Annotated in this window: 21 protein-coding genes, 1 tRNA gene and 4 pseudogenes; 13 read left to right on the top strand and 13 right to left on the bottom strand. The window is 31.9% G+C overall.

From position 1 onward, the window contains the following. Window positions 1–749: 749 nt before the first annotated feature. The 6 genes and pseudogenes from mraY (at window position 750) to hisS (ending at window position 6,030) form a co-directional block, all read left to right on the top strand. A complete protein-coding gene (gene mraY / locus BIY23_RS03125; protein WP_070065094.1) occupies window positions 750–1,706 on the top strand; it encodes a phospho-N-acetylmuramoyl-pentapeptide-transferase in 957 nt (318 codons plus the stop codon). Window position 1,707: 1 nt separating this feature from the next. After that, a complete protein-coding gene (locus tag BIY23_RS03120) occupies window positions 1,708–2,319 on the top strand; it encodes a ribonuclease HII (protein WP_070065093.1) in 612 nt (203 codons plus the stop codon). Window positions 2,320–2,696: 377 nt separating this feature from the next. Beyond that, window positions 2,697–3,199: pseudogene (locus BIY23_RS05120) on the top strand (c-type cytochrome). Window positions 3,200–3,283: 84 nt separating this feature from the next. Beyond that, window positions 3,284–3,940 carry an alpha/beta hydrolase gene (locus BIY23_RS05115; protein WP_148115221.1) on the top strand — a complete coding sequence of 219 codons (657 nt, stop codon included), beginning with the start codon at window positions 3,284–3,286 and terminating at the stop codon, window positions 3,938–3,940. A 279-nt stretch (window positions 3,941–4,219) separates the two neighbouring features. After that, a complete protein-coding gene (locus BIY23_RS03105) occupies window positions 4,220–4,777 on the top strand; it encodes a NifU family protein (RefSeq protein WP_070065092.1) in 558 nt (185 codons plus the stop codon). Then, window positions 4,777–6,030, top strand: a complete 1,254-nt coding sequence (hisS, locus tag BIY23_RS03100; protein WP_070065091.1) for a histidine--tRNA ligase — start codon at window positions 4,777–4,779, stop codon at window positions 6,028–6,030. The genes BIY23_RS03105 and hisS overlap by 1 nt, the downstream gene beginning before the upstream one ends. A gap of 659 nt (window positions 6,031–6,689) precedes the next feature. Here the strand turns inward: hisS and BIY23_RS03095 are convergent. Beyond that, on the bottom strand, window positions 6,690–7,244 hold the full coding sequence (locus BIY23_RS03095) for a hypothetical protein (protein WP_070065090.1): 555 nt from the start codon (window positions 7,242–7,244) through the stop codon (window positions 6,690–6,692). Between the two features lie 94 nt (window positions 7,245–7,338). On the opposite strand from BIY23_RS03095, the pseudogene BIY23_RS05675 reads away from it, so the two are divergent. Next, window positions 7,339–7,654: pseudogene (locus BIY23_RS05675) on the top strand (NifU family protein); the annotation flags it as partial. Between the two features lie 59 nt (window positions 7,655–7,713). Here the strand turns inward: BIY23_RS05675 and BIY23_RS03090 are convergent. Both BIY23_RS03090 and BIY23_RS03085 read right to left on the bottom strand, forming a co-directional pair. Continuing rightward, window positions 7,714–7,938 carry a hypothetical protein gene (locus BIY23_RS03090; RefSeq protein WP_070065089.1) on the bottom strand — a complete coding sequence of 75 codons (225 nt, stop codon included), beginning with the start codon at window positions 7,936–7,938 and terminating at the stop codon, window positions 7,714–7,716. A gap of 10 nt (window positions 7,939–7,948) precedes the next feature. Beyond that, window positions 7,949–8,542 (bottom strand): hypothetical protein, encoded by a 594-nt coding sequence (locus tag BIY23_RS03085; protein WP_070065088.1) that lies wholly within the window; start codon window positions 8,540–8,542, stop codon window positions 7,949–7,951. Window positions 8,543–8,920: 378 nt separating this feature from the next. On the opposite strand from BIY23_RS03085, the gene rimM reads away from it, so the two are divergent. The 3 genes from rimM to BIY23_RS03070 all read left to right on the top strand — a co-directional run bounded on the left by rimM (window position 8,921) and on the right by BIY23_RS03070 (window position 10,755). After that, window positions 8,921–9,433, top strand: a complete 513-nt coding sequence (gene rimM / locus BIY23_RS03080) for a ribosome maturation factor RimM (RefSeq protein ID WP_070065087.1) — start codon at window positions 8,921–8,923, stop codon at window positions 9,431–9,433. A 61-nt stretch (window positions 9,434–9,494) separates the two neighbouring features. After that, a complete protein-coding gene (gene efp, locus BIY23_RS03075) occupies window positions 9,495–10,061 on the top strand; it encodes an elongation factor P (RefSeq protein ID WP_070065147.1) in 567 nt (188 codons plus the stop codon). Between the two features lies 1 nt (window position 10,062). After that, window positions 10,063–10,755: an inositol monophosphatase family protein gene (locus tag BIY23_RS03070; RefSeq protein WP_070065086.1), complete on the top strand. Its 693-nt coding sequence runs from the start codon at window positions 10,063–10,065 to the stop codon at window positions 10,753–10,755. Here the strand turns inward: BIY23_RS03070 and BIY23_RS03065 are convergent. Both BIY23_RS03065 and mtaB read right to left on the bottom strand, forming a co-directional pair. Then, the gene (locus tag BIY23_RS03065; RefSeq protein ID WP_148115219.1) at window positions 10,752–11,582 is read right to left on the bottom strand and encodes an outer membrane protein; all 831 of its coding nucleotides are present in this window, start codon (window positions 11,580–11,582) and stop codon (window positions 10,752–10,754) included. The two genes, BIY23_RS03070 and BIY23_RS03065, sit on opposite strands and share 4 nt — an antisense overlap. 46 nt (window positions 11,583–11,628) lie before the next feature. Next, window positions 11,629–12,849, bottom strand: a complete 1,221-nt coding sequence (gene mtaB, locus BIY23_RS03060; RefSeq protein WP_070065084.1) for a tRNA (N(6)-L-threonylcarbamoyladenosine(37)-C(2))-methylthiotransferase MtaB — start codon at window positions 12,847–12,849, stop codon at window positions 11,629–11,631. A gap of 318 nt (window positions 12,850–13,167) precedes the next feature. On the opposite strand from mtaB, the gene BIY23_RS03055 reads away from it, so the two are divergent. Beyond that, window positions 13,168–13,659: an ankyrin repeat domain-containing protein gene (locus BIY23_RS03055; protein ID WP_070065083.1), complete on the top strand. Its 492-nt coding sequence runs from the start codon at window positions 13,168–13,170 to the stop codon at window positions 13,657–13,659. On the opposite strand, the gene BIY23_RS03050 is transcribed toward BIY23_RS03055, so the two are convergent. The 7 genes and pseudogenes from BIY23_RS03050 to BIY23_RS05320 all read right to left on the bottom strand — a co-directional run. Beyond that, window positions 13,645–14,322: a VirB8/TrbF family protein gene (locus BIY23_RS03050; protein WP_070065082.1), complete on the bottom strand. Its 678-nt coding sequence runs from the start codon at window positions 14,320–14,322 to the stop codon at window positions 13,645–13,647. The two genes, BIY23_RS03055 and BIY23_RS03050, sit on opposite strands and share 15 nt — an antisense overlap. 12 nt (window positions 14,323–14,334) lie before the next feature. Beyond that, complete coding sequence (mnmA, locus tag BIY23_RS03045; RefSeq protein WP_070065081.1) at window positions 14,335–15,441, bottom strand: tRNA 2-thiouridine(34) synthase MnmA; 1,107 nt, start codon at window positions 15,439–15,441, stop codon at window positions 14,335–14,337. A gap of 164 nt (window positions 15,442–15,605) precedes the next feature. After that, entirely contained in the window at window positions 15,606–16,199 is a 594-nt protein-coding gene (pyrE, locus tag BIY23_RS03040; RefSeq protein ID WP_070065080.1) for an orotate phosphoribosyltransferase, read from the bottom strand. Beyond that, entirely contained in the window at window positions 16,196–17,362 is a 1,167-nt protein-coding gene (locus BIY23_RS03035) for a dicarboxylate/amino acid:cation symporter (protein WP_070065079.1), read from the bottom strand. Before BIY23_RS03035 ends, pyrE begins: the two co-directional genes overlap by 4 nt. 288 nt (window positions 17,363–17,650) lie before the next feature. Continuing rightward, entirely contained in the window at window positions 17,651–18,889 is a 1,239-nt protein-coding gene (locus tag BIY23_RS03030) for a Tol-Pal system protein TolB (protein WP_070065078.1), read from the bottom strand. Next, window positions 18,890–20,524, bottom strand: coding sequence for a ribonuclease J (locus BIY23_RS03025; protein WP_070065077.1), 1,635 nt, complete (start codon window positions 20,522–20,524; stop codon window positions 18,890–18,892). A gap of 320 nt (window positions 20,525–20,844) precedes the next feature. After that, window positions 20,845–21,010: pseudogene (locus tag BIY23_RS05320) on the bottom strand (transposase); the annotation flags it as partial. Between the two features lie 194 nt (window positions 21,011–21,204). Between BIY23_RS05320 and icd the strand changes: the two are divergent. Beyond that, a pseudogene (gene icd, locus BIY23_RS03020) lies at window positions 21,205–22,428 on the top strand (isocitrate dehydrogenase); the annotation flags it as partial. Here the strand turns inward: icd and BIY23_RS03015 are convergent. Beyond that, window positions 22,427–22,500: transfer RNA gene (locus BIY23_RS03015), tRNA-Arg, on the bottom strand. The pseudogene icd and the gene BIY23_RS03015 overlap by 2 nt on opposite strands. A gap of 60 nt (window positions 22,501–22,560) precedes the next feature. Between BIY23_RS03015 and BIY23_RS03010 the strand changes: the two genes are divergently transcribed. Beyond that, a partial coding sequence (locus tag BIY23_RS03010; RefSeq protein ID WP_390903700.1) for a ribulose-phosphate 3-epimerase occupies window positions 22,561–22,850 on the top strand: 290 nt, incomplete at its 3' end.

Below are 22,850 nucleotides of genomic sequence, written 5' to 3'. Positions count from 1 at the left end.
ATATGTATAGCTGCAATTATGTATGGTTTGTTCTAATAATGGTATGGTAGTTATCAGCTACAATGTGCATGAACGATAAGTTTTTTTGAGGATGGTGCCTTAGTATTCTGTCTATATGGATATTACATAGTGATATGCGTTGCGCAGTATGATAATGCACGATCCGATAAAAACGGATATTTGGTCTTTAAAAGTGATTGATCATGATATTCATATTGGACAATATATTTTTGGTAAGGTATTTAAATGTTCGGTTTATTAGATAATGGATTTTATGAAGCAGATACCGTGTATTCAATAGATCTTTTGCGCAAATGAATTAAAATTCGGTACAGTATCAAAAGGTAATTTGTGGGGCGAAAATAGAGACCCTATAAGTATTCGTAAGATATAGTAGCACTAAATATTTATTCCACAAAGTTACTTATATGGCATGAATATTCATTTTATGCTCTTTTACAGTTTATTTGTCGGTAGTTTTGTTACTACAAAATCAAATAAGATCAATATGAGCACATGGCTTGATGTTTGTTATTTTGTTAAGTATATATACTCAAAGAAAATTATCTTTTAAGATTATAATGAAGATTGTAGCTGTATAAAAGGTAGTCTATAAGTAACAAATGTTATAGTTAATAAGATACTTTTGGTTATGCAGAACGAGATATATACAGTAAAAATTATGATAAAGAATGGTCTTTGCTATCAGCACTGAAGCATAAAATATATATATAATTTATATTAGAACAATGGTTGCAATATTTTTGATTTCTTTGATTACTAGTTTCATTTTTTTGCCTTATTTCATTAAACTTATGACAATAATAAATGTTGACGGGCAACCCATTAGGTCGTTTTGCCTACAAGATCATTTTATTACAAAAAAGGGTACACCCACTATGGGTGGAATAATAATACTAGCTTCTGTATTATGTTCAATCCTGTTTTATGTAGCATTGAACATCAAGGTTTTATTGCTTCTATTTATTATTACCTCTTTTGCTGTAATTGGGTTTTTAGATGATTATTATAAACTCACAGTAAAGAGCTATCATGGGCTTAGTGGTAAGGTCAAAATACTTATTCAGTTTTTTGTAGCAGCTGTAAGTGTGCTGATACTGAAATCGTATTCTGAGAGTAATTTTACACACGTATACTTGTTGAATGGTTTTACAATTGATCTTAGTTATTTATATATTCCATTTGCTGCATTTATAATAGTGGGTGCAGCAAATGCTGTAAATCTTACTGACGGATTAGACAGTCTTGCTGCAACACAATCTATTACTTCTTTCGCTTCTTTAGGATTGTCTGCATATTTAGTACAAGCAGATGTCAATATTATACTTTCCTGTATTGCGTTTATAGGAGCAATTTTAAGTTTTTTATGGTTTAACGCTCATCCAGCAAAAATATTTATGGGGGATGTTGGCAGCTTAAGTATAGGCGCTGCTTTAGGTTTTATTAGTATCTTAATCAAAAGAGAAATATTGCTTGCAATGATTGGAGGAATATTTGTTATGGAAACTTTATCAGTAATTATTCAGTTTATATATTTTAGGTATACAAAAGGTAAAAGGATATTTCTTATGTCACCAATACATCATCATTTTGAAAAAAAAGGATGGTCAGAAACTACGATCGTTATAAGATTTTGGGTAATTGCTGTTGTTCTCTCAGTTTTAGCTATAGCGTTTTTCCTATAACATGTACCCAGATTTTACATTAGAAGATAGTTTATCAGGAATTATAGCAGGTGTAGATGAGGCAGGTAGGGGGCCTCTTGCCGGCCCAGTAGTATCTGCAGCTGTTGTTTTTTTTGACAGAAATGTTGTGATTGATGGAATTAATGATTCAAAGAAGTTAACTGTACGAAGTAGGGAGTTTTTATATAACAAAATAATTTCAATTGCAAAATATGGTATAGGAATATCAAGTGTAGAGGAGATAAACTTGTATAATATATTAGTAGCTACAAAACTTTCAATGAAGCGTGCATTAACAAATTTAAATATAGAGCTAGATTATGTCTTAGTCGATGGTAATCAGCCCCCTACAGTGAAATGGCAAGTTAAACCTATTGTTAATGGTGATAATCTCAGCATATCAATAGCTGCTGCATCAATTATTGCGAAAGTTACAAGAGATCAACTTATGCAGACACTACATTATCAATATCCAAAATACAACTGGTATAAAAATAAAGGGTATGGCACAAAAGAACATATCAATGCTATTAATTATTATGGTATTACAGAACATCATAGAAAAAATTTTGCTCCTAATAGTTTAAACACTATTGGTCAGAAACATTATTAGAGTTCTTTCCAAACCATTAACAATATAGTAAAATCGTTTTTATATAAGTCATGGAATGGAAGGATTTTAATGAAATGGGAAGCAGTCAATAAATTATCAATAGAGGAGTTTCGTCGTTAAACGTTTTTGCTGACAAATATCGAAATCGACGAAAGCGATTTGGCCTTAGATTTAATTTAATCACTGGATATGAACTCTAAAAATAAGGGTTGAAAAGAACTCTATTGAAATGAGTAGAGATTGTATTGCTTATTTTAAATGTTTTTCTTAATAAATTATTGATTAAAAAACTCATCTAAAACTCCTGGTAAATCTTTAAGTTGCTGTTTACAAAAATACTTGCATAATGGGTAACGTAATTTAACACAAGTTACCATATGGAGCTTAATAAAATTGCAGCATCAATTTTGCTATCTGCACTGATCATTATGATAATAAGTAATGTAGTTAATATGTTATATAACCCCACAGTACATGAAGTAAGGCGTCAACCTGTAGACACTATTGTTGGTAGCCAACAAAAGCTTGAACAAGTAGTACTAGATACCGCAACACTCATGCAAAATGCTAATTTCGAAAGAGGAAAATTAATAGCAAAGAAATGTATAGCGTGTCACAGTTTTGAAAAAGGCGGTTCTAACAAAGTAGGACCAAATTTATGGAATATAGTGGGTGACAAAAAAGCAGCTTGGTAAATACATTTAATTACTCGAAAGCAATGCGTGAAAAAGGTGGAATCTGGGGATATGAAGAACTATCTGCGTTTTTAAGAAATCCACAAATCTATATAAAAGGCACGCGTATGGCATTTGCAGGGATCTCTAATCCACAAGATATAGCAGACATAATAAGCTACTTACAGAAAATGAGCGATAAATAACATGAATTTCTGCAAGCTTCTTTACAACAATAAAGATTAGGTAAAAAAGCTTCTATAATTTTTTTGGGTGGATTTGCATCTAATATGAATGGTACAAAAGCAACCGCCATTTACCAATTCTGTAAAGAAAATGATATCGCACTTATACTATTTGATTATCTTGGCCATGGTGACTCAAGTGGTAATTTTATTGATTATACAATAAGCGATTGGTGTAATAATTGTATCAAAGTAATTAATGAACTGACGACAAACAGTAAACAAATAATAATAGGTTCAAGTATGGGAGGGTGGTTAATGCTATTAACTGCTTTACAATTACCAGAGAAGATTTTGGCGTTAATTGGAATATCATCAGCACCTGATTTTACTGAAGATTTGATATTTCAGCAGTTATCAAACAAACAAATGGAAATACTAATTTCTCATGGAATAATAGATTTTGCTTCTTCTAAGGAAGAGTATCACAATTGCACGTATCAAATAACAAACAATTTAATTTTAGATGGAAAGAAAAATTTATTACTCAACAAAGAAAATATAGATATAGAATGTCCTATACGTTTGCTGCATGGTATGAACGATAGAGATGTGCCATATTATACTTCATTGAAAATAGCGGAAAAGGTCAAATCAAATGATGTAAAAGTACACTTAATAAAATCAGCAGAACATAATATGTCCGATGATTATTCACTAAATGTTCTATTTTATACCATTAAGGAATTTTGTGTAAATTAAAAGCAATAGTTAAAGGCTTAAGAATAATAGTTGTAATACGTATGTAGAGATGGTAATTACATTTTTGGTTTTATGCATTTTGTCACAAAAAATTCTAAAAGAATCACAATGCTATTTACGAAAAAATAAAAAGTAAATGTAGTAGTGGGCGTATTAATATAGAAAAGTGGTAAGAACAATCTGCTTATTTTAAAGTCAAACGATTTAGTTGGTATAAAAACTAATAGCATCTGTTTTACTATTATTTTATAATTAGACAAAATAATATAAAATACTGATATGTTCATTCAAATTGAAGAAACACCAAATCCTAATACTCTCAAGTTTCTTCCTGGCTTTACTATTTTAGATGAAGGAAAGAATGCTGATTTTGCAAGTATAGAAGAAGCAAAAAACTCTGAATTAGCAGAAGGTTTATTTAAAATAGAACATATAACAAGAGTATTCTTCGGCCACGATTTTATTTCAGTGACAAAGTCTAATACAATTAATTGGGATGTATTAAAAGTAGAAATTTTAACTACTATTATGGACCATTTTACTTCTGGTAAAAAAGCACTAGACGCAGGAGAAGAGATTACGTATGAAGAATTTTTTGATGAGAATGATATAGAGATTGTAAATAGAATAAAAGAATTGATGGAAAGTTATATAAAACCTGCTGTAGCTCAAGATGGTGGCGATATTAAGTTTCGTGGATTTAAGGATGGCATAGTCTTTGTTGAATTGCACGGTGCTTGTTCAGGATGTCCAAGTGCTGCTAGTACTTTAAAAGGAGGGGTGCTGAATACGTTAAGATATTATATACCTGAAGTTGTAGAAGTAGAAACTGTGTGATGACTATCCAGACAGTCAGAGGAACAAAAGATCTATTATCTGATGATTGGTATAAGTTTAAATATATACAAGACACTGCGCATAATGTTTCTAGATTATATGGCTTTATTCCTGTAGAGACTCCAATACTTGAGTACACAGAAGTTTTCATGAAAACCCTTGGCGAGAGCTCAGATATTATTACTAAGGAAATGTATACTTTTGAAGATAAAAGTGGAAAGAGTATTACTTTACGCCCAGAATTTACTGCAGCTATTATGAGGCTCCTAAAGCATAAAAAACTACAGATTCCTGTTAGGTTATTTTCATCAGGTCCTCTTTTTCGTTATGAAAGGCCGCAGAAGGGTAGGCAGAGACAGTTTAATCAAATAAATTTTGAAGTTTTTGGTTTAGCAGATCCTAGATCTGATATTGAGTTAATATCTCTTAGCCAGCACTTGCTGATTAAATTTGGTATCAATGATAATGCTAAGCTTGAAATTAATTCGTTGGGAGACAATGAAACAATAATTAGATATAGAAAAGCTCTTGTATCATATTTTGAAAAGTATACCGATGATTTATCAGAAGATAGTAAAAATAGGTTGACTAAAAATCCGATAAGAATATTAGATTCTAAAGATAAGAAAGATCAATTAATAATTCATGATGCACCTAAAATTGATAACTATTATACAAAAGAATCTCTATCTTTTTTCGATAAGATATTAAATGGATTGCAATGTTTAGGTATATCTTATACTATAAATAGTAAGTTAGTGCGTGGTTTGGATTACTATTGCCATACTGTATTTGAATTTGTTACTCAAGATCTAGGCTCTCAAGGAGCTGTTTTTGCTGGTGGAAGATATGATACCATAATAGCAGGAAAATATACTCCAGCTGTAGGATTTGCAGGTGGAATTGAACGTATAATGGAATTAATAAACTTTTCTTCAAAAGAACCAAGGCCTATCTATTTAATCCCGATAGGGGCACAAGCTGAAGTATACTCTTTGGTGCTTACAGATAAATTACGTAAAAGTAGGTTATATTCTAGGTATGATTACGACAGCACGCTGAAATCTAAAATGAAAAAAGCACACCAAGTAAATGCTAAAGTTGCTTTAATTTTTGGTGATGAAGAACTAGGTAATAAGACATTTAAAATCAAAGATATGGATACCGGTACGGAAGAAATAATTATGAGGGATAATATTATAGAAAAATTAGAATTATTAACCCAAGATAGTAGGATTACTCACTCAAGGTAGATAGTCTAAGAGCAAAAATAGAGATGATAATTTCATCATATATCTTGGAGCTTTAAACTCTATCTTGCAACATTACAATCTTTATTATATGCAACTCATACACATAAGGAAATACAGAATTTACAACGGTAGTCGTACCAGCAGCAACTACTGTATACAGCAAAATATCTACGAGTGCTTTTGCTTTTTCTTCATTACAGTGATCAGATCTTACTATTAATGCAGTAGGGAAAACAGATAGTGCCAGCCATTGATGGAGATAAAGATGCGGAGCTTAGAAGTAACCCTAATACACAACTAGATAAAGCAAGTACATAGCAGCAGACTAGAACGTCAGGAGTTTTCATTTGCCGTAGGGAAGTTGAGCATGAAATACACACAACTGATAGATAATAGTGCTACAGGTCCTATAATCAAGTATACCTAATTTAAGGTAATCTTTGGCTCAAAAGATCTCTTTTGCCTACATAACAACTAATATAATAAATAAACTCCAAATGCTATAGTGATTGAAGCAGCGATAATTAAGTTAATTGCTAAAGGCGATAGAGATAAAGCTGCAAAATATTTTAACCTTAGAAATAGAATTTACAGCACATCCTACAGTGCACTCCACCTCATAAAATCTATAAAATATGCTGTTTTAAACCCTGCCACATCTACCTCAGATCAAGTTTAATATATTTAGTCGTATCGACTTTACGAATACTAAACTTATCTCTATTTTCGCCCCACAATTTACCTTTTGATACTGTATCGAATTTCAATTCAGTACCGTCACAAGATATGCTTTCTGCATCTACTGAAAGTTTATATTCATTATAATTATGTTCTGGCGGATAATAATTAACGGATGGGATGGAAGCAAAACCAGTTTTTAAAGCAATACCGTAGTTTTTACTAAATTCAGCTCCACACATTACTTGATAAGTATGACTGTTTACATGTTCTTCAGGAAAACTTTTGTCCCTTGTAAGCTTGAAATTGTCCAAGTCTAACGTTAATTTCATAGATCCTGGATCAGATCGATCGTAACCAGAAATTTTGATATTATCAAAATGCATTACTTGACTTTCACCATTATTATACATAGTACCGTGATCATAATGACCATAACAGTCATGTTGATAAGCAGGAAACCATCCATCACGCGTGATAGACATGTAATACTCTGCATCCTCTTCATAAAATCCATTACCTAATAAATCGACCATTTAAACACCTCATCAAAAATATATTATATATACTTAATAGTTCATTGTGATCAACTACTTGATCATTACTTTAGTGTACCATCAATTGGGATTATTAAAAGTAGAAGTTTTAACTACTATTATAGACCACTTTACTTCTGGTAATAAAGCTCTAGATGCAGAAGAAGAGATGATGTACGAAAAATTTTTAAGTATGATATAGAGATTGTAAAAAGAATTATTGGAAAGTTATATAAAACTTGCTGTAGCTCAAGATGGTGGCAATATTAAGTTTAGTGGATTTAAGGATGGCATAGTCTTTGTTGAATTGCACGGCATGATGTCCAAGTGCTGCTAGTACTTTAAAAGAAGGAGTACTGAATACGTTAAGATATTATATACCTGAAGTTGTAGAAGTAGAAACTGTGTGATGACTATCCAGACAGTCAGAGGAACAAAAGATCTATTATCTAAAGTGTAGTGAGTGAATTTATGTATTTTCTACATTTTGCTTAAAATGAAAAACTAGACCAAACTCTGCCCCTAATGTACCGAAAAAACTATTCTGTATCTCTATTTCTTCTTTTATTTCTTTTTCTTCTACCGGTCGTGTGACTCTGTCAACAAAACAGCGCTGATAAGTCCGTCTTACCTTGTCAAGCTTACAGTTAAATTTACCACCAATAATACCAACATGCCTTGCCCCAATATACATATCTATATTTTTATTTTTGGGAACTTGAAACGATACCCCAAGTTTCAACTGGTAAGTAGGCTTGAGATAGCTTTCTGTGTATATATACAGCACCAACTCCTGCACCAATATAAGGATTTATAAGTGAAAAACTATTTAACTGCCAAGAAAAGTAAGCATTTACTATGCCAGATAAGTTATGTATATTAGTCTGCATATCAGGCGTATCAATATGATTAACACGATATGTACTATATGTACTATTACTCTGATATGATATTCCTTCTAATTCTACCATATAACTCACAGTATTATTAATTTTGCTTTGATGACCTAATCTGGCACTATAGAAATGTGGATGTAGTATAGAGATGCTATTATCATTCGTGATTTTCTTAGTATCAATATTGATAAGAACAGCGAGATTTCTTGCGTCAAATGTGTAATTGGTTTCAACAGCTCCAGATTCTTTTACTGTGACTGGGCCTGTCCACTCAAACAGTGGCTTGTGGCAATCTAATCCAAAATAAAACGTGTTAGCCATAGACTGCTGTGAAAACAGTAACATAGCGTAAATAACTACAAATGATTTGCAAAACGATGACTTCTTGCATTCTATACTCATATTAATACCCCATTACTTGAGTGCCWTTGCACGTAAACTCTTCTACTCTTACAACATAAAACATTAGCTACACTTTCTAGCTATAAAATCAGGAGAAAGTATTTACACGTATGTTAATACGATATACCATTGGGTAATGTATGTCAACAATAAGGTTCAACCTGTATGATTCTTGTTATTGTGGCAGCAATAGTGATTTCTTACAATATGGGAAAAGCGTATTGTAGAAAGTAAAAAGTGAGTTATGAACGCTGAAATCGGAAATTCATGCTTGGGCTAATATGAGCAATATAAAGTGTAAAGCAGCAGTAGGAAATGTAGAACAAAATATGGCAAGTTTATTTTTTCTTTTTAAGATCAACTGCTAGTTCTTTTATTATGGTAACTTTAACAAAAGTATGTTTGGGAATTATTCTCTCTCCGCATGGAATCAAAGGAGCTGTGAAGATCAAAACTTTCACAGAGAAATCTGAAAATATTAGTTTATATGGTGAGTTAATAGATGATGATAATAGGGGTTATACAATAAATTTACTGTCTGTAGTTAGTAGTAATTTAGTGATAGCTACAATAAATGGTATCACTTCTCGTAATGAGGCTGAATCAAGTAGAAATAAAAAGTTATATATAGCCAGAGATAAGCTACCAATGTTAGATAACTTGAATGAGTTTTATCATAATGACATTATAAATATGGAGGTTAGATTAGAAAGTAATGAATTGTATGGTCATGTACAGTCTGTGCACAATTTTGGTTCAGATGATATATTGGAAATTCAGATGGTCAATACAAAAAAAAGTATTATGATGCCTTTTACACAGGAAATATTTCCATATATCAATATGATGGAAAGATATATAGTATTAAATATGCCTAAGTTTATTGATTAACAAAAGCTTTGATATACACATAAACCTATTTATAATACCTAATAAGTTTATAAATAATGATATGGCAGAAAAAGCTAACGATATAAGACCCGGTCATGTACTTGAGTATAATAATGGTCTATTTTTAGTAGTAAGTATTATGCATACTCAACCTGGCAAAGGTGGTGCGTATATACAAGCTGAGATGAAAAATATAAAAACTGGTGCTAAACATTATGAAAGGTTTCGTTCTGATGCATCAATCAAAAGGGCAATCTTAGATGAAGAAGAATATACTTATCTTTTTACTGAAGGCAGTGTCATGAATGTAATGCATCCTGAAACTTACGAGCAAATCATCATAGATTTAGATCTATTAGGGGAAAACAAAATATATTTACAAGATAACATGAAAATTAAAGTTATAACCTATCAAGACAAAGTAATTTCAGTACACGTACCTGATTATATTACTCTTACTGTAAATGATACTGAATCTACAATTAGGGGGCAAACTGCTACTGCTTCTTATAAGCCTGCAATTCTAGAAAATGGTATACGTATTAATGTACCACAGTTTATAAAAGAAGGAGATAAAGTTGTAGTGCATACACTTAGTGATAGTTATTATGAACGAGTAAAAGAGTAAAATGTCTATTTTATCACCAAGAATCGATGCAATGCTCGATTCTATACGTCGTGCTTCCAGGCAAGTGATGCGTGATTTTAACGAATTGCAGATCTCTAATGTTAAATCAGCAGATTTTATTAACAAAACTTATTCGAGATCTAAGGAAACTATATACACTACACTATATAACTATAGAAAAGATTATCAAATTGTATCTGAAGATGATGACTTCACAATCAATGAAGAAGATTATACTTGGCTTACTATTCCAATAGAGGGCAGAACAAATTTTATTAATTGTATAGTTTATTTTACAATATCAGTTTGTCTGTTACACAAGAATAAGGTTATAGCAGCTGCAGTAGATGCTCCAGCTCTGAGAGAAACTTTTTGGGCAGAAGAAAAGAGGGGCGCATTTTTTGAGGATTCTCGATCTCGTTGCATAAAAATGCGTGTAAAAAATCGTGAAGAAGGCTTAATAGATGTAAGTGGTAACTTACTTAATAAATTGTCAATAACTAATGTATGTTCTCTTGGTTCAACGGTTTTAGGATTTACATACCTTGCTGCAGGTAGACATAGAGGAATAATTTATGATGGCAGCACTAATAAATACAAAATTTTGCTTGGCGGGCTTTTTCTACAAGAAAGCTGTGGTGGCAAGGTAAGAGAAGATAATGGATTGGTAACTGCTGGTATCTCGTCCTTCTAAAAATGCAATCTTATTCCAGCTTCAATATTATGAGTAGATATACGGTTTGCAAGAGGTATAGGAATATTAAAATAACGGTAACCAAGAAAAACGCTTAGATCTTGTACTACGACATAATCAATACCAAGCCTTACTTGGTATGCATACCAAGGCAGATTTAACGGTACTATTGTGTTAGTTGGTTTATTAATCCTTTGAAGTCTAAAGATTGTTGGTCCTATACCAAAACTGATATATGGAGAAAGCTTTGTGTCCTTGATGTGTGGGCTATAATATAGGTTGAATAAAAATGCAAATATGCTTGCTGACTTATCAAATATAAGCTTATTGTCCTGAATACTCATCTTAAAATTTATTATCTCATAGTCAATTCTTCCATTTTCTCCAATATGACATCCTAGAGATGTATGACCAAGCCATTGAAAATTAATTTTACCATCAAATTGACTGATAGCATTAATTTCACCAGTGAGTATATTTTTTATGATAGAAGACCAACTGTTGCCATCTATAAGAGTTAACATCCTATCTCCTATAGCTCGTATACCATTCACAAATACTTCCGAATTGTCATCATATGTTTTACCTCCACTAAAGCTAACATAAAAGTGATTCTTATGGTGCAGTTTTATTTTTGAAGAGACCGGCAGCTCTTCTCTAAACTGTGTGGCAGATGATAGATCTTCTGAAATACCTGAAACATTGGATCGTAAATCTGCTACTCTTTGGTCTACGTCAAGGGTAACCCTCTCTATGGAGGCATTGAGATTATGGTAACCCAATAAACATAAAACAACCAGATAGCGCCTAATTGACAGAATCTTCACGATCTTTTAACTATATTGTAGTATTATAACAGGTTTTGCTAGAAAATTAAACAGAAATATTTCCTATTAAAAAATTATCTTGTGTTGCTCTTATATTACTTTTTATCATGCTCTTAGCAGGTAGTGTTGATGCTAATTTTACCAATGCAAAGTTTTCCGCCCTTCCAATGCAATTTTGCTCAATTAAAACACTTTGTGTAGTACCTACTAAAGACTGTAGAAAGTTGCTCATTATTTCTTTATTCATTTCTCTTAAATATTTTGTTCTCTCTTTACGTATATTTTCTGGTACTTGTGGCATCCTTGCTGCAGGAGTGTTTTTACGTTCAGAATATGGAAAAACGTGTAAATAAATTACATTTATTTCTTTAAGCATATCAACTGTATCTTGAAACATTTTTTTGGTTTCTGTGGGAAATCCAGCAATGATGTCAGCTCCAAATACTACATCAGGTCTTAAATTTTTAACTTTATGACACAATTCTATTGCTTGTATTCTATTATGCCGTCGTTTCATTCTTTTTAATATAAGATTATTACCTGATTGTAAACTGAGATGAAAATGAGGCATTAATCTAGGTTCATTTACCATGAGATCAAGTAATTCATGGTCAATTTCAGAAACATCTATGGAAGAAAGTCTTAATCTATTTAATTCAGGTATATCTTTTAATACTCTTGTAATCATCATGCCAAGAGATGGTTTACCAAATAAATCGCTACCAAAATCGGTTATATCAACTCCTGTCAGCACTACTTCTTGATATCCGTTTTCCACAAAAATCTTTATCTGTTCTATAATATTATTTATTGGCACAGAACGATTATTTCCTCTAGCATGAGTAATTGAACAAAACGTGCAACTATGATTACAACCATTTTGAATCTCAATAAATGCTCTTGATTTTTCTTGAAATTGATTAATTATTAGGGGTTTTTGGTCATCAGAAAAAGTACTAGTATTATCTATTATATAGCTTTCAATTTTCAATTTATTTTGATTATCTAATACTTTGCTTACACCGGGAATATTGATATAAGCTTCAGGATCTAATTGAACAGCACATCCTGCCACAATAATTTCTTTGTCTGGATTATTTCTATGAATTTTACGTATTTTTTGTTTAACTTGACGTTCTGCTTCATTTGTTACTGCGCAGCTATGCACAACAACAACATTTTCTCTTTGTGCTTTCTTTAATGCTTCTTTAATTAATTCGCTTTCATAAAAATTTAAACGACAACCAAAAGTAACAACCTCATTCATACTTGTAATTAAATAAATAAATTATATCATCTATTTTTTGTAAAGAAATGCAAATACATACTTAGGGTCTTTCCACTATTTAGCGCATTGATTGTAAAAAAGTTCTTTACTTCCTGTCATAGTAGAATATAGTAGTAGTAAATATAATCAATTATTCTAATATAAATAGAATAAAATGCAACTACTATAAAAAGGGGGAATAGCTATGCGTAATCGTAAAAAAGTAAAACTGTCAGTAACTCAAACCATATTTTATTCACAGAAATTAATATGAACATGGCGATATAAAAAAAGAAAGCCTGTTTTTATAGGGAAACTATGAAATATACTAAACATAATTTAAAGACTGTACTTAAAGAATTATCACAAAGATCATTTCAAGGGATAAATAAAAAAGACACAAAAGGAGATACAGTGTTGCACTTAGCTGTTAAATTTACCTATGCAAAAACAGTAAAATTATTAATCGCAAGAGGTGCAGACGTAAATAGCAGGGGAAGCGAAAAGGAGACACCATTACATAAGGCAACGCTTTTAGGAAGAGTACAAAATGTAAAATTGTTAATAGAAAAGGGAGCAGATGTTAATGCTAAAAATCACAATGGATATACGGCAATACATTTAGCATGTATGCTGAATTATGAAAATGTAGTTAAGGAATTACTCAAAGCAAATGCAAACGTGAATATTTTAAGTAACCTTGGATTTAGCCCTTTATTCCTTGCAAAATCTGCTGAAAGTACTCCGGCTAACTATAGAATAATAAAGCTGCTGGAAAAGAAACTTGGCTACAGGCTACCCACTTTTTAATTCATAATTTTTAACTATGAATCTAAAAGGTGTAACCCTGTTCAGGGTTTCTTGTATATTTGATAGAGTAAAGTTAACTTCTACGGTTTGTTCCATAGTTTTTTTATTTTGTTCAGTGATAAAAGTGACTGTGGCATTACCAGTAAACATTTCAAGATTAAGAATTGGCTGCTCAACAGATAATTTTCTTACCTCTGTATGTAGAACTTTTTTTGGATGTGTACTTACTTCATTAAGCATTTTTTCATGAAAATTTTTATGCACCTGACGTATAGAATGATTTTTTATAAAGTTTTCTTGCAATGACGTTTCTACAACTTGATAAGCCTCATATAGTTCAATATATTTTTGTACTAAATACCTCGCTATAGTAACATGTTCATTTTCTTTGTGACTAACACTGAGCTTTTTTTTTAGAGAGAATTCATCATCTGCGTGAGCCGCATATATGACAAAATTTGGATGTTTTGTAATAGGAAATAATAAATATATGTTCATTGTTAATAAAGATACACATACTAATAAAAACAATACTATTAGCAATAGCCATGCTCTTTCTGTAATACAGAATAAGTACCTATGGTAGTACCATTCTTTTGCTTTGTTGAAGTAACTTTTATCTTTTATTGACTCCAACAGTTTATTTTTTTCTACATTATTCATATTTTACAAGTCTTATCTACAAATCCAGCCACCACCAATTACCTGTTCATCATTATATGCTACACAAGCTTGACCTGGACTAATACCAAAGTAATCATCATTTAAAACAACACATACTCTGTTTTTCGTATCAGTTGAATATATATTTGCCTGGCTTCCAATATGTGATGACCTAAGTTTTACAGTTACCTTCTGTCCTTCTTCTGGCAGTTCTAGCCAATTTAGTGCCTCGACAAAGATTTTTTTCTGTACTAGCGCATTAACAGGACCAACTACTACTTCATTATTTTCTGCATTAATTTTTACTACATMTAATGGATCACTATGTGAAATTCCCAAGCCCTTTCTTTGCCCAACTGTAAAATTGATTATGCCATTATGTTCACCTAAAATTTTACCATTCATATTTACTATATTACCTTTACGTATAGATTGTGGAGCTAATATAGCTATTGTCTTATTATAGTTTTCAGAAACAAAACATATATCTTGGCTATCTGGTTTATCAGAGACTGTAAGTCCAAAGTATTTTGCACTCTCCCTCACACTGCTTTTATGAAACTCTCCTAATGGAAAACGTATAAATTTTAATTGTTCTAAAGTTGTTGCAAATAAAAAATAACTTTGATCTTTGTTTTTATCAATACTTTTACACAGTTTTATTTTACCGTTGTATTCTACTCTTCTTGCATAGTGTCCTGTAACTAATACGTCAGCATCAAGATCTTTTGTAATTTTTAACAAATCACGAAATTTTACTGTTTGATTACATTTAACACACGGTATAGGAGTTTTGCCTTGCATATAGGTATCTACGAAACTTTCTATTACTTCCTGTTTAAATATTTCTTCATAATTTAAGGTATAATGTGGAAATCCTATACTTTCAGCGACACGTTTAGCATCATATATATCTTGTCCAGCACAACATGTACCTTTTTTTTTACTATTACTACTACTATATAACTGCAACGTTATACCTATTACCTGATAGCCAAGATTGCATAATAGAGCTGCTACAACAGAACTATCTACTCCACCAGACATGGCAACTACAGCTTTGGTTTCAGATGGAGACTTATCTTGCAATAAAGGTTTAATTTGAAATTTCTCTAACATACAAGTTTATCCAATTATTAATTATACAGAAATAATGTATACTTTAAAAGAATAAGAGTAGAAGCTACAGATTAAGAACTCACCCAATTATAAAATGGAAATTTATAGTTCAAATTTAAGCATGAAGCAAGACCGGAGTGCTCTAAACTAAAATAGTTTCTAACTCAAGTATTCCCTCTCAAGTATTCCCTGCTTCCTGGTTTACTGATAGGTAACTTCTTTAATGTATCAGGAACATCTGTCTCGTTATAATCGTTTATATTCAGTTCAATAAGTGGAATAATAGGGAATGGCATCTTTATTTTACTTTTTCTCTGTATTAATGCTGCTTCAGCAACAATGTGACCACCTTGTGCCTCTGCACATTTTACAGCTTCAAGTGATGATTTTCCTGTAGTTATTACATCTTCGACGAGTAATATTTTATTGCCTTGTTCGATTTCAAAGCCACGACGTAGCTTAAAATTGCCGCTCACACGTTCGCAGAACATTGTTCTAAGGTTAAGCTGTCGTCCAATCTCATAACCTACAATTATTCCACCAATAGCAGGTGATAGTATCAGATCTACCTTATCATGTAATGCACTTTTTATTTTATCTACCAGCATTGTGCATAGTCTGACAGCCCTTTCTGGGTATTCAAAAATTTTGGCACACTGTATATATGTACCGCTATGTAATCCAGATGATAACACAAAATGTCCATGTAGAACTGCATGACTTTCTTCAAGTTCTTTTATTATTAAATTTAATGTCATATTTTATTATATTTTTTATTAATTACTTGAACAATGCAAATATCAGACCACACATTTATTGCTGTTTCAAACATATCTATTACCCCATAAATTGGTAAAATAAGTCCCATAATATGTACAGGAATATTCATGGCTACTAGATAACTAGTAGCCATAAAATAACACCCCATAGGTACTCCTGCATTACCAACTGCTGCAGCTGTTGCAAGAAGAATCCATTTAAACATTTCACCTAAGGAAAATATATAGCCATTAGTTTCTGACACAAATAGAACAGTAATAATAATAAATGCAGCACATGCATTCATGTTAATTGTTGTACATATAGGTAACACAAATGATGATAATTTTTTTGGTATATTAAGCTTACTGTATGCACATTCTATGGTTGTCGGTAATGTTGCACTTGATGATTTAGAAAAGAATGCAAGAATTAATGCTGGCATTACCCCTTTTAATGTATGTATTGAAGAAATGCCTTTGTACCACATAAGTGCTGGTAGCACTACAAATGCTTGAATAAGATTTGCAGACATTATACAAACAAAATACCATAAAAGGCTATAAAATTCATTGCTACTTTTTAAGTCATAGAGAAAACATGTAATGAAAGACCACATGGCAACAGGTATAAATGTTAACAGCATCTGAACAATTTTGAGTAGCATATCGAAAAGTGCGGAAAATACTTGCTGTAATATATGTTGTTTCTCTTGAGGTAGCGCAATAATAGCAAAGCCTACTAAAAAGGCTATAAATGCACTACCAATAATATTATTTTCCAGAAAGACTTGAATAAAATTAGAAGGCACTAGAGATTTTAAATGTGATAAATAATTATAATTATTTATGTTTACTTTTTCCATAGTATCACTTGTGGAAATCTTTGGGTTAATAAGTAAGTATAATACTAATGCTATGGATGCAGCTATAATTGTTGTCAACAAGGTATAAAATACTACCCACCTTAATAAACTTTTTATTTCGGAAGAGTCTTTTAATGCTGAAATCGTAGAAACTATTGAGAAAAAAACTAGCGGTACACTGATTAATTTGAGCAAACTGATAAATACGTCACTAAATAACTTTGCTGTTTCAAGTATGATTTGATTAGTGAGAGTATAAGCAATAATTGCAAATAATACAGCTATGAGTTTACTCATTAACAATAAAATATAAAACAGTAATTATAATGTTATTTACTAATTTTAAAATGATAATTTATAAGTCAAAAAGGGTTGATGTCGCTTTATAAAAGGATTTATGCACTGTGCATCAGCAGCAATAAATAATGCAGGTGGTTGCTTGCCACCATTATCTAGAGCATTTTCTTCTTGTTATTCAATCCTTTTTCTCTAGCAAATGTACCATTTTTTGAACAGTTCAGTGTAAACTCATACTTGGGTTTAAGAACTTTGCTTTTGCATAAATTTTTCACAAAAAAACAGATTTTAGAAATGTGACCAATCTGCTAAAAAAGCATTTGTTTGAGTAGAAATAATTTTATGCTTCTGTTTGAATAAATCAATTAAACATAATTGAGAGATATTACTGGGCTCTGTCTTTGTAAAAATCATTTCCCTTCCATTTGGTAACCATGCTGGTGACTCAATCTTATATCCCTCTGAAAGTAAACGTTCTTTTTTGCCATCAGGCTTCATTACACCTATATAAAACTTTCCTGCTTTACTTTTTGTAAAAGCAACTAAATCACCATTTGGTGACCAAACAGGAGTAGAATAGTTTCCACTATTAGAGCTTATCCTTTTGGTTTGCTGATTTACCATATTCATTATATATAACTGTTGACTCCCGCTACTATCAGAACTAAAAACTATATAATTTTGATCTGGAGAAAAAGACGGAGAAGTATTGATTGATGTATTGTTAGTAATTTTGCTAATACGGTGATTGGCCAAATCCAGAGATAATATATTTGTACTGCTTCCAGATGAACAACAAACAAGTAGAGATTTCCCATCAGGTGCAAACCGTGGGCCAGAAAGTACACCTTCAAATGCACTAACTACTGATTCTGTATTGTTTTTTAAATTCTTTAATATTATATAACTTCTGCCATTATAGTACGATATGTACACAATATTTTCACCATTAGGAGAAAATCTTGGTGTAGAGACAAATCTATCACCATTTGTTAAGTATTTTACGTTGCTTCCATCTTGGTCCATCACAACAATTTTCCGTATACATTTATTGTTTTGACCTCTTTCTTCAGCGATATAAGTTATTTTTGTATTAAAATGTCCCTTTTCACCAATTAACCTGCTATAGATCATATCTGAAATAAGATGAGCCATTTTTCTCCAATCTTTTTGGTATAAAATCATTGTTTTATTCATTAATTCCTTTTTCATGAAAAGATCAAACAGGGAAAATGATAGCTCTAATTGTTGATCTGAAAATTTACTTAAATTTATAGTGAGTGATATATCTCCTACCACTTGTGAAGCAGTAGCACGTTTTACTTTAAATAAACCGCTATTTAACAAGTTGGCCTCAACAACATTTGTAATCTTTTCGCTAAAATTTTTCTCGAGATCTGTCTTGTATACAGCAGAAGATATAACAATTTTAATATTATCAATACTGTTTTTGCTCACAGTAACATATAAAATATCCTGAGCAAAACAAATAATAGGTACTAAAATAAATAATATTATCCTTTTCATTTATATTCGTTCTACTTGTATTTCAATTACCGGTTTCTTTGATAAATACTGATTTAATACACTGTACACAGAACTTCTAATTTTTTCTCTTATCTTTTCTACATTATATGCGTTGAACGCTAATTCAACTTTCTCGATAATTTTTTGTACAATAAACATATCATTAGGTAACTCGAATACACCAGGTGCATATACTCTAGGTTTGTTAAGTAATCTATTTTTTTTATTTGTAATTACTGATATTAGTATAATACCAGCATCTCTCATTTTTCTACGCATGTGCATGACTGAACTATTTGGATGACGCAGCAACTTACCATCAATACCAAAATAATCAACATTGGTTGCGTTAATTTTCTCTCCGTTTTCAAGATCAATAACATATCCTGGTTTAACCATTATTGCCTTTTCCACACCACACTCTTTGGCAAACTTTATATGTGCATGCATATGAATATATTCTCCATGAACCGGTATAGAAATTCTAGGCTTTACTAAGGTATACATTTCTTGTAATTCTTCACGCGTTGGGTGGCCGGATGCGTGTACGTGCGCCGTTTTTTCAGTGATAACTTCTACTCCCATTTCAACAAAAGCATTAAGTATATTATGTACTTGTGTATCATTTCCAGGAATAATCTTAGATGAAAATATAATAGTATCACCATGTTGCATCTTGAAAGCCTTATGACTTTTTGATGCAAGCTTTGCCGTTGCTGCAAGTGGCTCACCTTGACATCCAGTACATATTAATACGACTTCATTTCTAGGTAAGTTAGCTGCTTCCTTTGCTTCTAAAAATTCAGTAAAGTGTGTTAAATAACCACTATCATGCGCAACTTTGACTATTCTCCATAATGATCTTCCTAATAAAGCCACTTTTCTATTGAGTGCTTGTGCAACTTGTATGATCGTTTCAATTCGTGCTACATTAGATGCAAATAATGATACAGCGACCAAGCTTTTAGAGCTTTTTATTATATTATAAATATTGTTGTAAATTCCGCCTTCTGATTCAGGAGAGTGTCTACCTAACACGTTTGTCGAATCACATATTATAGCAAGCAGATCACCCTGTTTACCAATTTCCTGAAAACGTTCTATATTAGAAGTCGGACCAATAACTGGTGTTGGATCAAACTTCCAATCACCTGTATGTAATGCTTTCCCTACCTCAGTAGTGATCAGCAATGAGTTTGTTTCTGTGATCGAATGTGTAACATTAATAAATTCAATAGTAAATGGAGATAAGTTAATTGTACCATGCACATCTATTTGTTTTAATGGTACTTTTTCTTCTAGTTGAAATTCCTTTAGCTTTTCCTTTATAAAATTAACTGTAAATCTTGTGGCAAAGATTGGACATTCTAATGCTTCCCATAAATAAGGAATTGCACCACAATGATCCTCATGAGCATGCGTAATAATTATTCCAAGTAAATCTTTTTTTCTCTGAGCAATAAAGCTTATATCGGCAATCAATAACTCAATACCGGGCATAGTCTCATCTGCAAAACCTATCCCGAGATCTACCATGATCCACTTGCCTTGGTAATGGTACAAACTAACATTCATCCCAATTTTCCCTACTCCCCCGAGTGCAAGGAATAAAAATTTGTCTTTTGGTATATTCATCAATTTAAAATCCTTTAAAGTTTCAGAATAGCAAAACTCTGCTTTCTAATAAAGACATTTTATATTAAATCTTTTAGAACCTGTTCATAATCTTTTGAGAAGTAAAAGAGCAAAAGCTAAAACAACCATTTGCAGGCTAGTGTTGAACTGTTTCTCGCAGTTTTTCCACCTCAACAGTTGCATACATCATCTCTTTTATCTTAGTTGCAAAATTCTCTCCCTGAGTCAACTCTTGATCTCTAAAAGGTTTCCTCTTGCATCATTTCTATAGTACTGCTCCGATCAGTTATTCCTGCCACTTCTTGAAGTAATTATAACAACTTTGGAAATTCTTTCGGTAACATTCCCCATTGGCAACCACTTCTCAAAACATACAACACTCCACAAAATACATCCCACCTTCCTTGGTTTTCTCTTCTTGCTACAAGATTCAAGCTCTGGCAATATGATTGCGAACTGCTCTTTACTTATATCGCTTGGACTTATATTCTTTTCTTACCTTTTCTTTTAGACCGCGTACAGGTTCTAAGAAATTACCACTAGATAATGGCTTTGGAATAAGAAAACTTTTATTAAAAATTTGTATTACATAATGTTGTGTTACAGAAGTTTAGGATAATATCGTACTTGTGTTATTCTACTGTTTAAATTAGTATTTAAGTATTTATTACAAGTAAACTATGTCTATACCAATCACAGTTGCGTACGGGGATGGCATTGGGCCAGAAATAATGGAAGCAGTATTATCAATATTACGAGAGTCAGAAGCAAAAGTATCAGTAGAAGTTATTGAAATCGGTGAACGTTTGTACAATAAAGAGTGGGTACATGGAATTTCTCCTAGTGGATGGCAATCAATTGAAAGAACAAAAATATTATTAAAATCTCCTATAACCACCCCTCAGGGTAAAGGCCATAAGAGTTTAAATGTAGCATTAAGAAAAAAACTTGAATTATATGCCAATATAAGGCCGTGCATGTCATATTCTCCTGTTATAGAAAATAAATTTAATAAATTTGATATTATAATAATACGTGAAAATGAAGAAGATGTGTATACAGGAATAGAATATAGGCTTACACAAAATTCTTATCAGTGTACAAAGATTATTACTAAATCTGGCTCACAAAAAATATGTAGGTATGCTTTTGAATACGCGAAAAAGCATAACCGTAGCAAAGTAACTTGCCTAACTAAAGATAACATAATGAAAATGACCGATGGTACTTTCCATACAGCATTTGACAGTATTGCAAAAGATTATCCTGATATACAGGCTGAACATTATATTGTTGACATTGGAATGGCAAAAATTGCAACAAGACCGGAAGATTTTGATGTGATTGTAACAGAGAATTTATATGGTGATATCTTATCAGATATTGCAGCACAAGCTTCTGGGTCGGTTGGATTAGCAGGCAGCAGTAATATTGGTGCTAATTATGCTATGTTTGAGGCTGTGCATGGGTCTGCTCCAGATATTGCGGGTAAAGATATTGCTAATCCTTCTGGACTTTTAAACGCTGCTATACATATGCTTGTATATATAGATCAAGTTGATACTGCAACATTGATTTACAATGCATGGCTCAAAACTTTAGAGGATGGCATACATACGATTGATGTATATAATAAGAAAACAAGCAAGAAAAAAGTTGGAACGAGTGATTTTGCAGATGCAGTCATAGATAACCTAGGACACAAACCACAAATATTACCTGATTTCAAGGTAAGCAATATTATCAGTAATAAAGAGTTTATAGATGATAACAATTATAGTGAAGTCAAAAGATTGGTTGGTAGTGATGTAACTCTTGCTTGGAACCAAAAGGATAGTTTTGATTGTGTGATTGATCTATTTAAATCTGACAAGATTTATATTGAATCTATATATATAAAAGGATGCCCGGAGGGATTCGAACCCACGACCCGCAGCTTAGAAGGCTGCTGCTCTATCCAGCTGAGCTACGGGCACGTGATATAAAGATGCTATTTAACATGAGCAAAGTCAAGATGTATACTGAAAATTTTAGAAATGAGCATTAAAATTGCACCTTCTATACTCTCAGCAGATTTTGCCAAACTTGGACAAGCAGTTAAAAAGATAAGTGGTTTTAATATCGACTACATACATATAGACGTTATGGATGGGATTTTTGTGCCAAATATCACTATAGGTCCAAGTGTTATTGCTGCAGTACGTAAATACAGTAATCTACCGTTTGATGTACACCTCATGATTTGTTCTCCGAAAAACCATGTTGAAAGTTTTATTAATGCAGGTGCTGATATAATTACTATACATATAGAAACTGAAGTACACAT

The sequence above is a fragment of the Wolbachia pipientis genome, assembly GCF_001752665.1.
GTDB lineage: Bacteria > Pseudomonadota > Alphaproteobacteria > Rickettsiales > Anaplasmataceae > Wolbachia > Wolbachia pipientis_A.
Note: the sequence above shows the minus strand (reverse complement) of the source record. Positions and strands in the feature narration are given on the sequence as shown.

Bases quoted from the DNA above. Each gene is read 5' to 3' on its own strand.
- BIY23_RS03050 (WP_070065082.1), bottom strand. From the start codon at position 14,322: ATGAATAATGTAGAAAAAAATAAACTGTTGGAGTCAATAAAAGATAAA.
- BIY23_RS03070 (WP_070065086.1), top strand. From the start codon at position 10,063: ATGTCTATTTTATCACCAAGAATCGATGCAATGCTCGATTCTATACGT.
- BIY23_RS03085 (WP_070065088.1), bottom strand. From the start codon at position 8,542: ATGAGTATAGAATGCAAGAAGTCATCGTTTTGCAAATCATTTGTAGTT.
- efp (WP_070065147.1), top strand. From the start codon at position 9,495: ATGGCAGAAAAAGCTAACGATATAAGACCCGGTCATGTACTTGAGTAT.
- rimM (WP_070065087.1), top strand. From the start codon at position 8,921: ATGGTAACTTTAACAAAAGTATGTTTGGGAATTATTCTCTCTCCGCAT.
- BIY23_RS03105 (WP_070065092.1), top strand. From the start codon at position 4,220: ATGTTCATTCAAATTGAAGAAACACCAAATCCTAATACTCTCAAGTTT.
- mtaB (WP_070065084.1), bottom strand. From the start codon at position 12,849: ATGAATGAGGTTGTTACTTTTGGTTGTCGTTTAAATTTTTATGAAAGC.
- BIY23_RS03055 (WP_070065083.1), top strand. From the start codon at position 13,168: ATGAAATATACTAAACATAATTTAAAGACTGTACTTAAAGAATTATCA.
- BIY23_RS03025 (WP_070065077.1), bottom strand. From the start codon at position 20,524: ATGAATATACCAAAAGACAAATTTTTATTCCTTGCACTCGGGGGAGTA.
- BIY23_RS03095 (WP_070065090.1), bottom strand. From the start codon at position 7,244: ATGGTCGATTTATTAGGTAATGGATTTTATGAAGAGGATGCAGAGTAT.
- BIY23_RS03090 (WP_070065089.1), bottom strand. From the start codon at position 7,938: ATGTATATTGGGGCAAGGCATGTTGGTATTATTGGTGGTAAATTTAAC.
- hisS (WP_070065091.1), top strand. From the start codon at position 4,777: ATGACTATCCAGACAGTCAGAGGAACAAAAGATCTATTATCTGATGAT.
- pyrE (WP_070065080.1), bottom strand. From the start codon at position 16,199: ATGACATTAAATTTAATAATAAAAGAACTTGAAGAAAGTCATGCAGTT.
- BIY23_RS03035 (WP_070065079.1), bottom strand. From the start codon at position 17,362: ATGAGTAAACTCATAGCTGTATTATTTGCAATTATTGCTTATACTCTC.
- BIY23_RS03030 (WP_070065078.1), bottom strand. From the start codon at position 18,889: ATGAAAAGGATAATATTATTTATTTTAGTACCTATTATTTGTTTTGCT.
- mraY (WP_070065094.1), top strand. From the start codon at position 750: ATGGTTGCAATATTTTTGATTTCTTTGATTACTAGTTTCATTTTTTTG.
- BIY23_RS03120 (WP_070065093.1), top strand. From the start codon at position 1,708: ATGTACCCAGATTTTACATTAGAAGATAGTTTATCAGGAATTATAGCA.
- BIY23_RS05115 (WP_148115221.1), top strand. From the start codon at position 3,284: ATGAATGGTACAAAAGCAACCGCCATTTACCAATTCTGTAAAGAAAAT.